This is a genomic window from Haematobacter sp., assembly GCF_032102465.1.
Classification (GTDB): Bacteria; Pseudomonadota; Alphaproteobacteria; order Rhodobacterales; family Rhodobacteraceae; genus Haematobacter.
The window spans coordinates 2,777-15,864 of the sequence record NZ_DAMDHB010000003.1; the positions used below are offsets into that span (position 1 = coordinate 2,777).

The 13,088-nt window shown below is 66.3% G+C and carries 11 protein-coding genes; 6 read left to right on the top strand and 5 right to left on the bottom strand.

What is annotated here, in order from left to right; translation table 11 throughout:
* Nucleotides 1-452: 452 nt before the first annotated feature.
* Nucleotides 453-1,718 carry a diaminopimelate decarboxylase gene (lysA, locus tag RT513_RS03275; RefSeq protein WP_088216306.1) on the top strand — a complete coding sequence of 422 codons (1,266 nt, stop codon included), beginning with the start codon at nt 453-455 and terminating at the stop codon, nt 1,716-1,718.
* A gap of 36 nt (nt 1,719-1,754) precedes the next feature.
* Nucleotides 1,755-4,331, top strand: a complete 2,577-nt coding sequence (locus RT513_RS03280; protein WP_290685007.1) for a TIGR02302 family protein — start codon at nt 1,755-1,757, stop codon at nt 4,329-4,331.
* A 307-nt stretch (nt 4,332-4,638) separates the two neighbouring features.
* On the opposite strand, the gene RT513_RS03285 is transcribed toward RT513_RS03280, so the two are convergent.
* Complete coding sequence (locus tag RT513_RS03285; protein ID WP_290685005.1) at nt 4,639-5,079, bottom strand: hypothetical protein; 441 nt, start codon at nt 5,077-5,079, stop codon at nt 4,639-4,641.
* Between the two features lie 132 nt (nt 5,080-5,211).
* Between RT513_RS03285 and mce the strand changes: the two genes are divergently transcribed.
* Both mce and RT513_RS03295 read left to right on the top strand, forming a co-directional pair.
* Nucleotides 5,212-5,616: a methylmalonyl-CoA epimerase gene (mce, locus tag RT513_RS03290; protein ID WP_290685003.1), complete on the top strand. Its 405-nt coding sequence runs from the start codon at nt 5,212-5,214 to the stop codon at nt 5,614-5,616.
* Nucleotides 5,616-5,900 carry a DUF1467 family protein gene (locus tag RT513_RS03295; RefSeq protein ID WP_088216302.1) on the top strand — a complete coding sequence of 95 codons (285 nt, stop codon included), beginning with the start codon at nt 5,616-5,618 and terminating at the stop codon, nt 5,898-5,900. The genes mce and RT513_RS03295 overlap by 1 nt, the downstream gene beginning before the upstream one ends.
* On the opposite strand, the gene RT513_RS03300 is transcribed toward RT513_RS03295, so the two are convergent.
* Both RT513_RS03300 and RT513_RS03305 read right to left on the bottom strand, forming a co-directional pair.
* Entirely contained in the window at nt 5,901-6,608 is a 708-nt protein-coding gene (locus RT513_RS03300; protein ID WP_290685000.1) for an EI24 domain-containing protein, read from the bottom strand.
* On the bottom strand, nt 6,593-7,171 hold the full coding sequence (locus RT513_RS03305; RefSeq protein WP_290684998.1) for a nitroreductase family protein: 579 nt from the start codon (nt 7,169-7,171) through the stop codon (nt 6,593-6,595). The genes RT513_RS03300 and RT513_RS03305 overlap by 16 nt, the downstream gene beginning before the upstream one ends.
* Before the next feature lie 66 nt (nt 7,172-7,237).
* Between RT513_RS03305 and RT513_RS03310 the strand changes: the two genes are divergently transcribed.
* On the top strand, nt 7,238-7,495 hold the full coding sequence (locus RT513_RS03310) for a DUF167 domain-containing protein (protein ID WP_290684996.1): 258 nt from the start codon (nt 7,238-7,240) through the stop codon (nt 7,493-7,495).
* Nucleotides 7,496-8,238: 743 nt separating this feature from the next.
* On the opposite strand, the gene RT513_RS03315 is transcribed toward RT513_RS03310, so the two are convergent.
* Both RT513_RS03315 and RT513_RS03320 read right to left on the bottom strand, forming a co-directional pair.
* Complete coding sequence (locus RT513_RS03315; RefSeq protein ID WP_313533575.1) at nt 8,239-9,570, bottom strand: anti-phage deoxyguanosine triphosphatase; 1,332 nt, start codon at nt 9,568-9,570, stop codon at nt 8,239-8,241.
* On the bottom strand, nt 9,558-9,869 hold the full coding sequence (locus RT513_RS03320) for an ETC complex I subunit (protein ID WP_035745538.1): 312 nt from the start codon (nt 9,867-9,869) through the stop codon (nt 9,558-9,560). Before RT513_RS03320 ends, RT513_RS03315 begins: the two co-directional genes overlap by 13 nt.
* 123 nt (nt 9,870-9,992) lie before the next feature.
* Between RT513_RS03320 and uvrB the strand changes: the two genes are divergently transcribed.
* Nucleotides 9,993-12,173, top strand: a complete 2,181-nt coding sequence (gene uvrB / locus RT513_RS03325; RefSeq protein ID WP_088216298.1) for an excinuclease ABC subunit UvrB — start codon at nt 9,993-9,995, stop codon at nt 12,171-12,173.
* The last annotated feature ends 915 nt before the right edge of the window (nt 12,174-13,088 follow it).

Genomic DNA, 13,088 nt, shown 5'->3' on the forward strand with positions numbered 1-13,088 from the left:
GCTGGGGGAGGTACGTCCCCCCGCCGCGCGTGGGGGATATGCCGGGTTTCTGATCTGCCTTGTGGCCGGGGCCTTGTCATGCGGGTTGCCCTGCCTGTTGGCCATACCGTGTCGGTAAGGCCAACAGGCAGGACGGACAGGCAGGTTGCGGGCAAGTGCGGCGGTGTCAGCCGGTGGTCTGACCGGCAGATGGTCTGACCGGCGGAGCTGTTTCGCGTCGCCGCGGCGCTCTGCGGCCAGCGGACAGATCCTCGCCCCTTGACCTTCGCGGCTTTCCTCCTGCCGCAGTGCGGCACGCCGGCACCCCGGCCGGCCGAGCGAGCCAGCGGAGTGGAGCGGCATTCTCGTTCAACCGGCATCCGGCATCGACGGGCGGAACGCGGCCTTCCCTCGCTCCCGGCGATCCGCTAGAGGCTTTGGCTGAAACCCTCGGCCTGAAAGGGAGTATCGCCATGGACCATTTCCTTTACCGCGACGGCATCCTCCACGCCGAGGATGTCGCGATTCCCGACATCGCCCGCACTGTCGGTACACCCTTCTACGTCTATTCCGCCGCGACGCTGGCCCGGCACTACCGGCTGTTCACCGAGGCGCTGGCGGGGCTGCCGCATCTGGTCTGCTTCTCGGTGAAGTCGAACTCCAACCTCGCGGTGCTGAAGCTGCTGGGCGATCTGGGCGCGGGGATGGATGTGGTCTCGGGCGGCGAGTATCGCCGGGCGCGGGCGGCGGGTGTGCCGGGAGAGCGGATCGTGTTCTCCGGCGTCGGCAAGACGGGGGAGGAGATGGCCCTCGCGCTGGAGGGCGGTATCCGCCAGTTCAACGTGGAGAGCGAGGCGGAGCTGCGCGCGCTCTCCCGTATCGCGGAAGGGCTTGGGGTGCAGGCTCCGGTCACCGTCCGCGTCAATCCCGATGTCGATGCCCATACGCATGAGAAGATCTCCACCGGCCGGAAGGAGGACAAGTTCGGCATCCCGATCTCCCGTGCGTCGGAGGTCTATGCACTGGCGGCCTCCCTCCCGGGGATAGAGGTCGTGGGGATCGACGTGCATATCGGCTCGCAACTCACCGACCTTGCCCCGTTCGAGGCCGCTTTCGCCAAGGTGGCCGATCTGACGCGGCAGCTTCGGGCGGAGGGGCACCATATCCGCAGGCTCGACCTGGGCGGCGGTCTGGGCATCCCATATACCCGTTCCAACGAGGCGCCGCCCCTGCCGTTCGACTACGGCGCGCTGGTGAAAAGGACGCTCGGCGATCTGGATTGCGAGATCGAGATCGAGCCGGGGCGGCTCATCTCCGGCAATGCGGGGCTGCTCGTCTCCGAGGTCATCTACGTGAAGGAAGGCGAGGAACGGGAGTTCCTGATCGTGGATGCGGCAATGAACGACCTGATCCGCCCCGCGATGTATGGGGCCCATCACGATATCGTCCCGGTAACCGAGGCTGCTGCGGGCGCTGCCTCGTCGCCTTATGACGTGGTCGGCCCGATCTGCGAGACCTCCGACACCTTTGCTCGTCAGTGGCCGCTCCCGCCGCTCGCGCCCGGCGACCTGATCGCCTTCCGCTCCGCCGGGGCCTATGGCGCGGTGATGGCGTCGGAATACAACAGCCGGCCGCTGGTCCCCGAGGTGCTGGTGCAGGGCGATCACTTCGCCGTCATCCGCAAAAGACCTGACTTTGACGAAATCCTTGCGCGAGATACCATTCCCGAGTGGCTCTGACACGCATGTCGCGTGCCGTAGCCCCCAGGATGAGGTATGACCGCACAGGATCGTGACCCTGCCGCAGCGCTCGACCGACTGAAATGGCCCCTGCGTCTGACGCGCTGGGGGCTGGTGGCCGAACGTCTGACGCAGGCCTTCTGGCCGGTCCCGGTGATCCTGTTCGCCACGCTCGCGATCATTTTCTTCGGTGTGCTGGATGCGGTGAGCATCGAGGTTGCCTGGGCGGGCGCGGTGCTGATCGTCGTGGGCCTCGTCGCGGCGGCGGCGCTGGGCGCGCGGCGGTTCCGCTGGCCCAGCCGGGCAGAGGCCGCGGCGCGGCTGGACGCCACCCTGCCGGGCCGCCCGATCTCCGCTCTCGGCGACCATATCGCCATCGGCAAGGGGGACGAGGCGGCGCAGCGCGTCTGGCGGGCGCATCTGGCCCGCATGGCGGAGCGCACGCGGGGCGCGAAGCCGGTGCATCCCGATCTCAACGTCACCCGCCGCGATCCCTATGCGCTGCGTTATGTGGCGCTCACCGCGCTGGTGGTGGGGCTGATGTTCGGCTCCGTCTGGCGGGTGGCCTCCGTCGCGGATCTGGCGCAGCTGCCGGGGGGCGGGGCCGTGGCTTCCGGCCCGTCGTGGGAGGGCTGGATCCAGCCGCCCGACTATACCGGCAAGCCAACGCTCTATCTCAACGACATCCGGCAATCTGACCTTTCTGTGCCGGTCGGCAGCAAGGTAGTGCTGCGTCTTTACGGCGAGGCAGGCAGTCTTACGGTCGATGAAACGGTATCGGGCCGGACCGGCATGGTGGACAGCGCGTCTGCCCCCAGCCAGGAATTCTCCATCACCCGCTCGGGCCGGCTCAACATAAACGGGCCGCGCGGCGCGGGATGGGACGTGACGACCATTGCGGACCGCGCGCCCAGCGTGGAGCTTTCCGGCCCCATCGGGCGCGAGGCGGATGGCGCGATGCGCCAGCCCTTCGCCGCGCATGACGATTACGGCGTTACCGCCGGGCAGGCCCGGATGGAGCTGGACACAGCCGCGCTCGACCGGCGCTATGGCCTGACGGCGGAGCCGGAGCCACGGGACGCGCTGGTGGTGGATCTCCCCATGCCGATCACCGGCAGCCGTGCGGATTTCACCGAGACGCTGGCCGAGAACTTTTCCCAGCACCCCTGGGCCAACCTGCCCGTGAAGATCAGTCTGACGGTGCAGGATGCGGCCGGGCAGACCGGCGCGGCGGAGGCGCGCAGCATCGTGCTGCCTGGGCGGCGGTTCTTCGATCCGTTGGCAGCGGCACTGATCGAGAACCGGCGCGACCTGCTGTGGTCGCGGGAGAACGGGAGGCGGTCCCTTCAGGTGCTCCGCGCCGTGACCAACCGGCCCGAGGGGTTCATCCGCAACCAGCGAGCCTATCTCCAGCTTCGCGTCGCCATGCGGCAGCTTGAAACCGGGGTTTCGCAGGGGCTCACCGCCGAAACGCGGGACGAGGTGGCGGCCGCGCTCTGGGATATCGCGGTGCTGCTGGAGGACGGCGATCTCAACAACGCGATGGAACGGCTGCAACGCGCGCAGGACCGGTTGTCCGAGGCGATCCGCAACGGCGCCAGCGACGAGGAAATCGCCCAGCTCATGCAGGAGCTGCAGGAGGCGATGAACGATTACATCCGCCAGCTTGCCGAGCAGCAGCAGAACGACCCGAACCGCCAGACGGCCGAGGATCAGCAGGGGCAGGAGATCACCGGCGATCAGCTTCAGCAGATGCTCGACAGGCTCCAGCAGCTCATGCAGGAGGGCCGGATGGCGGAGGCGCAGCAGCTTCTCGACCAGCTGCGGCGGATGATGGAGAACATGCGCGTCACGCAAGGCCAGGGCGGACAGGGCAGCCCCGGCCAGCAGGCGATGCGCGATCTGGCCGAAACGCTCCGTCAACAGCAGGGCCTTTCCGACGAGGCGTTTCAGGGGATGCAGGGCCAGCAGCCCGGCCAGGGCCAACAGGGCCAACAGGGAGAGGGCCAACAGGGACAGGGGGGCCAGCAACCCGGGCAGGGCCAGGGCCAGGGTCAGGGTCGGCAACAGGGTCAGGGGCAAGGCGGCGGTCCCGGTCAGGGCGGCAGCCTTGCCGACCGGCAGCAGGGCTTGCGAAACCAGCTCGACGGGCTGATGCAGCGCGGGCTTCCGGGGCTGGGCACGCCCGAAGGGCAGGCGGGGCGTGACGCGCTTGGCCGTGCGGGCCGCGCCATGGACGAAGCGGAGCAGGCGCTCAGGGACGGTGACAACGGACGGGCGCTCGACCGGCAGGCCGACGCGATGGAAAGCATGCGCGAAGGGATGCGCAACCTTGGCGACGCCATGGCGCAGAACCGGCAGCAGGGCCAACCGGGCGAAGGCGGCGGCGGCGACCAGTTCGGCTCGGGCGATCCTAATGGGCAGCGTGATCCACTGGGCCGTCGGCCGGGAGAAGTCGGCCGCGGCATCGGAACGCAGGATTCCATGCTTCAAGGAGACGATGTCTATCGCCGCGCGCAGGATATCCTGAACGAACTCCGCCGCCGTTCAGGGGAGCAGGAGCGCCCCGACCTGGAGCGGGATTACCTTCGGCGTCTGCTCGACCTGTTCTGAAGCCTCCGCCGGAGCGGATTTGCGGCGAATATTCTTACTGTTGCAGGAGCGGGAACTCCGCGCTTTCTTGGGTCGCCCGGCATTCCCCTCCCCGTGCCGGATGCCCCCGGTGCCTGATGGCGCGTTCGTTCTCCGGCTGTTTCTGGACCGGCGTTGCTGGCCACAGAAACTGGCCATAGAAAACAGCATGGCGCTATCGCGGGCCGCGCTTCGCGAGTTCGGGTGGAGGCTGGATGGCGCCGCTCGGGTATCGGTTCTCCGTCGACCTGCGCGGTCTGCGCGCCTTCCCGCTCTGCAAGGCCGACGATCACACCGCCGACACATCCATCGGAGGCGGTCTTTGCGGAAACGGGATCACATTGCCGCCCCACAACCCGCCGAGCAGCAGGCTCAGCAGTGCCGCCTCCGTCACCGGCAGGGTGAGAAAGCCGGTGGCCCCCGCTTCCAGCGCGGCGGCGCGGCTGCCCCGGTCCCCAAGCGCGATGAGGCTGCGTTGGCCGGGGAGAAACCGCACGGCGTCGCGGAGAACCTCGACCCCCTCCGCCATATCGACGATGACAAAGGTCGGCCGGTAGCTTGCCAGATGCCGAAGCATCGCCCCGTGTCCATCCGCATGACGCAGTCGCGCGCCCGCCCGTTGCAGCGCTGCGAAAACCGTGACGGACGGCGCTACGACAAGCACCGTCTGGCCCGTAAGCGGGCGCCTGGGCGCGAGCAGCGGCGGTCGGTTCAGGGTGAGGAGGGCCATGCGATTCTCCTTTCCATCTTTCTACACCCATTCCAGCAGGAATTCCTCACCCCATGGTTAATCGAGCGTCCACCCTTGCGACGGCGGGGTGCAACGCCCATAAACCGGGCGGAGCGGAGGGAGATTGCGAAAATGATTGGACGTCTCAACCATGTCGCCATCGCGGTGCCGGATCTCGTGGCGGCCGCGGCGCAATATGCGGATACGCTGGGAGCGCGGGTCGGCGCCCCGCAGGACGAGCCGGATCACGGCGTGACGGTCGTCTTCATCGAACTGCCGAACACAAAGATCGAACTGCTGTACCCGCTGGGTGAAAACTCTCCCATCCAGGGGTTCCTGGACAAAAATCCGGCGGGAGGCATCCATCACATCTGCTACGAGGTGGACGACATCCTCGCCGCGCGGGACCGTCTTCTGGAACAGGGCATCCGCGTGCTGGGCAACGGAGAGCCGAAGATCGGCGCGCATGGCAAGCCCGTGCTGTTTCTCCACCCGAAGGACTTCACCGGAACGCTGATCGAGCTGGAGCAGGTCTGATGACCATTACCGGGGCAGTCGTCCTTTTCGCCGTCATATGGTTTCTGGTGTTCCTCGTCATCCTGCCGATCGGCATGAAGAGTCAGGCGGATGCGGGCCATGTGGAGCCGGGAACCCCGGCCTCCGCTCCCTCGGACGCGGCCGTGGGGCGCAAGGCGAAGCTCACGACGCTCATCACCATCGGGCTGTGGATCGTGGTCGCGGGGATCATCATGTCGGGGGTGATTTCCATCCGCGACATAGATTTCTATCACCGCATGAACCCGCCCGCTGCCGGGGAATAGTCAGCCCGCATCGCGCGTCAGCCGATGGTAAAGATGGGTGAAGGTGGCGGCTCCGATCACCGGCACGAAAAGATTGACGATCGGCACGGTGAGGGGCGCGGCCATCAGCGTTCCGGCGAGCCAGATCTGGCCGAAGTGGCGGGTGCGCAGGATGCGCGCCTCCTCCTCGCTCACGCGGCGAAGTGCAACGAGCTGGAAATACTCCCGCCCGAGCAGAAAGCCGTTCACCACCCAGAAGAGCACGGGCCCCAGCGGGCCGGTGAACAGATAGACCACGAACAGGCCGAGGTTCAGCACGATCACCAGCAGGAACAGGCCGAGCGAATCGCGCAGCATCTCCAGTAGCGGCACATCGCGGGCTGGGGGCAGGCCGGGGTAGTAGCGCGCCTCCACGGCGTCGGCCACCTCCTCCAGAAAGAAGCCGGTGACGGCGGAGGCGACAGGCACCATCAGAAAGACCGACAGCGCCATCATCACCACGACGCCCGCCCAGGACAGGAACAGGTTCAGCCCGCCCACCTGTCCGATCCACGGCAGGGAAAAGCTCTCCGGCGCGAAATGGTCGATGAGCCAGAACACTCCCATCGCCAGCGCCACGAACACCAGCAGGGTGATGAGGATGCCGCGCCAGAACACGCTCTGGAACCTGCGGTCGCCCAGTTGCGACAGGGCGCGGAAGAGATCGGTGAAGATCACGCCGCCACCCATGTGACGATCCGGTCCAATGGGGGCCGGGGACGATCCGCCACGGCGGAGCCGGGGGTTCCCAGATGGACGAAGCCCGCCACCCATTCCTGCGGCGCCAGATGCAGCGCCTCCTCCCCGAAGCCGCGGTCGAAGGCGGGCCAGCCGGTGATCCATGCGGCACCCCAGCCGGAGGCGAGTGCCGCATTGACAAGGCTCACGCAGGCCGCGCCGGTGGAAAGGGTCTGCTCCACCTCCGGGGCCTTCTCGCTGGCCACCGGGCTCGCGATCACCGCGACAGCAAGGTGCGACCGGGCGAACTGCCCCTCGCCCTTGCCGATCCTCTCCGCATCATAGCCGAGGGCTGCCCCCCGCGCCGCGGCGATGCGGGCCAGCCGCTCCAGCGCCGGCCGTTCCAGCACGATGAACCGCCACGGGGCCAGTCCGCCGTGATCGGGCACGCGGGCGGCGGCGGTCAGAATCGTCTCCATTTCCGCGCGGGAGGGCACGGGCAGGCGGAGCGTCTTGGCGGAGACAGACTGCCGGGTCAGCAGAAAGTCGAGAGCGGCGGGGTTGGCGTCCGGCATGGGTATCTCCTTGATCCGGGGACAGATGTCGGCGATCACCCGAGACGGTTCAAGAGGAGAGGGGCCATGGCGCGCGGTGAACTGGCGCATCTGGTGGTTGAAGGCGCGCGGATCGAGGTGCGCGTGACCCCGCGTGCCCGCCGTCCGGGCCTGACGATGCCGGAGGAGGGACCGATTCGCATCGCGGTGACCGAAGTGGCGGAGGATGGGCGGGCCAATGCCGCCGTGACGAGGGTGCTGACCGAAGCGCTTGGCATAGCGCCCTCACGGTTGACACTGGAGCGGGGGGCCACGGCGCGGCTCAAACTGTTCCGCGTGGATTAGCCGGCTGCTGAAAAAGGCTTTTTGGCCTGTGTTGGAGCGGAAATCGTTCGCGAGCTGACGAAATCCAGCCGGAAATCCATATACTTTCGGGCGTTTCCGGGCCGATTTTCAGGTTTCCGGCACATAGGCAGACATGTCAGGATTTTTTCAGCAGCCTGTTAGGGGCTGCGGCAAAAGGTTCTCCGGCAGCCGTTGTGGCAGAACAGGGTTCATTCGGAGCGCTCCTCTTGGCACCGTTCCGATGCTTTCATGCCGATTTGCCGGACCCCGGGGCCGGATGGCTCTGGCAGGTTGCTGAAAAGTTCTGAAGCTGTAGGTCTTGGAAAATCGGAAAATCCGCCCCGAACTGACCCGGAATGTTTGGATTTTCGGTTGGATTTCGTCAAATCTCGAACGATTTCCGCCCCGACGGAGTCAAGAAAGCCTTTTCGCGCAGCCTCCGGGAGGGTTTTGCATCCTGCCGGAGGCGCAGTCCTTTGGCGGAAACCGCCTGAGGCCGTCCGGGAGCTGTGCAAGCTGCCGGCGACAGAAAGCGGGTTCGTGATCCGAAGTCCGGGTGATCCGGGTCTATCGACGCTATCCGGCGATCGCCACGCCCTGCGCCCCGACGCAGTCTCCTCATCGTGGCCGCAAAGGCAGCGCGGAAGGACCGTGCGGCGATATCCGATCAGCCCTCGGATATGCAAGGAAGGACCGAGCGGAGATAACCACCCAGCCGTTGGGCCCGCAAGGAAAGGCGCTTCCTAGATCCGGTCGAAAACCGATCCCATCCGGGGCTCGAACAGCCGCTCATAGGTGCGCAGCAGGTGGGCATCGGTCATGCCCGCAACGTAGTCGCAGATCGCGCGACCGTCGTTTTCCATGCGGATCAGCCAGTCGCGGGGCAGGAGGCGTGCGGGATCGGAAGCCAGAGCCTCGAACACCGCCATCACCATCCCCTGCCCCTTGAACTCCAGTTGCTGAACGGACGGGCTGTAGATCACCTCGTCAAAGGCCAGCATCGTCAGGGCGCGCAGAAAGGTCGCTTCCGCCTCCGGCAGCGCCACGCGATAGCGCAGCAGCGGATCCGCAAAGGCTTCCGTGGTGGTGTAATGCACGGCGCTGATGAAATGGTGGACAAGCTCGCCGATCCGCCGTTTCCGCGCGCGCGGGCTTTCGTAAAGATCACGGATCAGGGCATCACGCGCCGGCGCATCTGCGCAAAGCGAGCGGCAATCCGCGATGGCCAGCCCGTCCCGGAACCGCCCCTCCGGTATCAGGCCGAGCGTGATTGCGTCCTCCAGATCGTGGATGCTGTAGGCGATGTCATCCGCCACATCCATGAGCGCACAATCGAGCGATTTGTGCAGGCTTCGCCCATGCCTGCCCACCGGCTGCTCCATTGCCGTAAAGACCGCGCGCTCCGCCGCCGACAGCGGCGCGAGCAGCCAGTCCACCACTTCCGCCTCGCTGTCGAGATAGCATTTCGGCGGGGTGGAGGCGGCAATGTCCAGCGTGCGGATCTTGCCCTCTCCCGGCTGGAGCGCGGGGCGGAGGGCGGGGTTGAGCGCCCGGCTGTAGGCCACGGGATATTTCAGCAGCCCGAGCAGCGTCCGCCGCGTCAGGTTCGCGCCTGCACGGTCGGAGAAATGCTCCAGCCGCGCGACGATCCTGAGCGTCTGGCCATTGCCCTCGAACCCGCCCGCATCGCGCATGGTGTAGTTCAGCGCGACCTCTCCCCCATGGCCAAAGGGCGGGTGGCCAAGGTCATGGGCGCAGCCGATGGCCTCGATCATGCTGCGTTCCGGCAGGATGGCGCTGGCGGGATGGTCCGGGAAGGAGCGGGCGAGCTGCCGGGCCAGCCCGGCGGCGATCTGGGCCACCTCCAGCGAATGGGTCAGCCGGGTGCGGTAGAAATCGCCATCGCCCACGCTCAGGATCTGCGTCTTGCCCTGCAGGCGCCGGAAGGACGCCGAATGGATGACGCGGGCATAATCCACATCAGCCGGAGAGCGGGCATCCGTCGGCGGCGCCCGGCGCGGCTCACGCCGCTCCTGCCAGACATCCGCCGCCGCGGATGGGCTCAATGCGTCCACGCGCCCCGGCGGTTAGTGGCGAAATTCTCGCCATATCCCATGGCGCGGACGTTGGCCTTCCGGCCATGAACGGGAAGCACGATGTAGTCGATGCCGTTTTCCCGGGCGTAGGTCTCCGCTTCCTCCTGCGTGTCGAAGCGCAGGCGGACCTGGGTCTGGGTATCGTCGCTGGATGTCCAACCCATGAGCGGGTCGATCTGACGCGCGTTTTCAGGGGCGTATTCGAGAATCCAGCGCTTTGTCCGGGCGACGCCGGATTGCATGGCTGTCTTGGCTGGCTTGTAGATGCGCGCGACCATGGCCTTCTCCGTGATGTGGCTTCGTTATGGAAAAACCAGCGCCGCTGTGCAAGGGGAGGTTGCCCCCTTGAACGGGAACAAAAACAGATCAAATGTGAGAGGCCGGTCGCCGGAGGTCCGTTCATGCCCCATAATAACACCAATGCCCCGATGAATCGCTTCGACGTGCTGACCCGTCCCAAGCTGGAAGGCGGGCGCGCCTTCGTCATGCATACGGAATTCTCGCCGGCCGGGGACCAGCCCGCCGCCATCGCCGAGATCGCGGCGGCGGTGAACGGGGGAGAGCGCAATCAGGTGCTGCTGGGCGCCACCGGCACGGGCAAGACCTTCACCATGGCCAAGGTCATCGAGGAGACGCAGCGCCCGGCAATCATCCTTGCGCCCAACAAGACGCTGGCCGCCCAGCTTTACGGGGAATTCAAGGGCTTCTTCCCCGACAACGCGGTGGAATATTTCGTCAGCTATTACGACTATTACCAGCCGGAAGCCTATGTTCCCCGGTCGGACACGTATATCGAGAAGGAAAGCCAGATCAACGACCAGATCGACCGGATGCGCCACTCGGCCACCCGGGCGCTGCTGGAGCGCGACGACGTCATCATTGTCGCCTCCGTTTCCTGCATCTACGGTATCGGCTCGGTCGAGACCTATTCCGCGATGACGCAGGATCTGGTCGTCGGGCAATCCTATGACCAGCGGCAGGTGATCGCGGAACTGGTGGCGCAGCAATACCGGCGCAACGATCAGGCGTTTCAGCGCGGGTCGTTCCGTGTCAGGGGCGACAGTCTGGAGGTCTGGCCGGCGCACCTTGAGGATCGGGCCTGGCGGTTCTCCTTCTTCGGGGAAGAACTGGAATCGATCACCGAATTCGATCCGCTGACCGGGGCCAAGACCGACGCCTTCAAGCAGATCCGTATCTATGCCAACAGCCACTACGTCACGCCGCGTCCGACGCTGAAACAGGCGATCGACGGGATCAAGAAGGAACTCCGCCAGCGCCTCGACCAGCTTGTCGCCGAGGGGCGGCTGCTGGAGGCGCAGCGGCTGGAACAGCGGACGAACTTCGATCTGGAGATGCTGGACGCCACCGGGGTCTGCAATGGCATCGAGAACTATTCCCGTTATCTTACGGGCCGCGCGCCGGGAGAGCCGCCGCCGACGCTGTTCGAGTTCATTCCCGACAATGCCATCGTCTTTGCCGACGAATCGCACGTCACGGTGCCGCAGATCGGTGGGATGTACCGGGGGGACTACCGGCGGAAGTTCACGCTTGCGGAACATGGTTTCCGTCTGCCGTCCTGCATGGACAACCGTCCGCTGAAGTTCGAGGAATGGGATGCGATGCGCCCGCAATCGGTGTTCGTTTCCGCCACTCCCTCGGCGTGGGAGATGGAGCAGGCGGGCGGCGTCTTCGCGGAGCAGGTGATCCGCCCGACCGGGCTTGTGGATCCGCAGGTGGAGATCCGCCCGGTCACCATGCAGGTGGATGACCTGCTGGACGAGGTGCGGCGCGTCTCGCAGGCGGGGTATCGCAGCCTCGTCACCGTGCTGACCAAGCGGATGGCGGAGGATCTGACCGAGTACCTGCATGAACAGGGCATCCGTGTCCGCTACATGCATTCCGACATCGACACGATCGAGCGCATCGAGATCCTGCGTGATCTCAGGCTCGGCGCGTTCGACGTTCTGGTGGGGATCAACCTGCTGCGCGAGGGGCTGGATATTCCCGAATGCGGGCTGGTGGCCATTCTGGACGCGGACAAGGAGGGGTTCCTGCGCTCGGAGACCTCGCTCATCCAGACTATCGGACGCGCGGCGCGGAACGCGGAGGGGCGCGTCATCATGTATGCCGACCGCATCACCGGCTCCATGGAGCGCGCGATGCGGGAGACGGAGCGGCGGCGTGAGAAGCAGGTCGCCTATAACGAGGCACATGGCATCACCCCGCAGACCGTTCGGAAGAACGTGGAGGACGTGCTGGCCGGGCTGTGGAAAGGCGATACCGACCAGTCGCGCATCACCACGAAAGTGGAGAAGGCGATGGTCGGCGGCAATCTGTCGGCCCATCTGGAGGCGCTGCGCACCCAGATGCGCAAGGCCGCCGAGAACCTGGAGTTCGAGGAAGCCGCCCGCCTCCGCGACGAGGTGAAGCGGCTGGAGGCCGTGGAGCTTGCCGTGGCGGACGATCCGCTGGCCCGGCAATCGGTGGTGGAGGAAGCTGCGGAGGCTGCCGTTGCCGCCTCCGGTCGCTCGACCGCAGGTCGTGCAGGCGCGCGCCCCAACCGGCGCAAGAGGCGGTCCTGACCGGATTTTACGGGGGCGATCCTCCTCGGGATGTCGGGCAGGGGGGCGAAGCCCCCTTCCTGACCGGCCCCCAAAGCAGCATTTGACTTGAACATGGCTCTGGTGCTCTGGTGCTCTCCGGCGGACCAGAAATGCTCCGTCCGCCAGACCCCACCGGTGGAACGCCGCTATTCAGCCGATGTGGGCCGAGCGGGCACGAGCCGTTGACCCGCGCTCATGAACGGCAGCATCGGGCCTGCTCTTGGAGGGAGTCTGGCGAGATACTCCCTGGCGAGATGCAGAAGAAGGCTTTGGCGCGGGAGGGGAATCTTCCGAAATCCGGAAATCCGGCCGGAGATATACCTATTTCGGACCCTTCCAGGGCCGATTTCCCGATGTTGGGAAGATCGGTGTGGCACTCGAGGCTTTTTCCGCAGACTGTCAGCGCGATGCTGCGCCACTCCCTTGGCGGAACAGTCCGGCGTTGGGCGGGGAGGCAATTCGGTCAGCAGGATGACAGGGCAACTCGACAGGCCGGGCCCCGTTCGATCCGGCGAGACATGGCCAGGGAGGGGGGAAAATACTTAGCCAGCCCCTGCAAGCTGGCCCGCTCAGGGTGAAAAAGAGGGCGATGTCTTTGCGGCTCGCTTGCCTATGGATGCGGGGGGAGCTCGACCGAAGGTGGCGGCGGGGATTGGCGCGCCTTCTGGGTCGCGGCGGGCATGGGCACCCTGCCGGCTCGCGGCCGCGGGCCGGCAGGGCCCGGGGATCATCGGCGCAGATGGGCTGGAGTCTTCGCGGTCTTCCAAGCCTGAGCCATAGGCCAGCCGCCCGTGTGCCGCCGGGAGTGCCACCCTCTTGCCTTTTCCGGCGCAGGGCCTCTCGTTGCTCGTTGCTCGTTGCTCGTTGCTCGTTGCTCGTTGCTCGTTGCTCGTT

Excerpts from the sequence above, each read along its gene's own strand:
- RT513_RS03285 (WP_290685005.1), bottom strand. The coding sequence starts at position 5,079 with ATGGCCCTCCTCACCCTGAACCGACCGCCGCTGCTCGCGCCCAGGCGC.
- RT513_RS03305 (WP_290684998.1), bottom strand. The coding sequence starts at position 7,171 with ATGCCGGACGCCAACCCCGCCGCTCTCGACTTTCTGCTGACCCGGCAG.
- RT513_RS03280 (WP_290685007.1), top strand. The coding sequence starts at position 1,755 with ATGACCGCACAGGATCGTGACCCTGCCGCAGCGCTCGACCGACTGAAA.
- uvrB (WP_088216298.1), top strand. The coding sequence starts at position 9,993 with ATGCCCCATAATAACACCAATGCCCCGATGAATCGCTTCGACGTGCTG.
- RT513_RS03300 (WP_290685000.1), bottom strand. The coding sequence starts at position 6,608 with ATGGGTGGCGGCGTGATCTTCACCGATCTCTTCCGCGCCCTGTCGCAA.
- RT513_RS03310 (WP_290684996.1), top strand. The coding sequence starts at position 7,238 with ATGGCGCGCGGTGAACTGGCGCATCTGGTGGTTGAAGGCGCGCGGATC.
- RT513_RS03295 (WP_088216302.1), top strand. The coding sequence starts at position 5,616 with ATGACCATTACCGGGGCAGTCGTCCTTTTCGCCGTCATATGGTTTCTG.
- mce (WP_290685003.1), top strand. The coding sequence starts at position 5,212 with ATGATTGGACGTCTCAACCATGTCGCCATCGCGGTGCCGGATCTCGTG.
- RT513_RS03320 (WP_035745538.1), bottom strand. The coding sequence starts at position 9,869 with ATGGTCGCGCGCATCTACAAGCCAGCCAAGACAGCCATGCAATCCGGC.
- lysA (WP_088216306.1), top strand. The coding sequence starts at position 453 with ATGGACCATTTCCTTTACCGCGACGGCATCCTCCACGCCGAGGATGTC.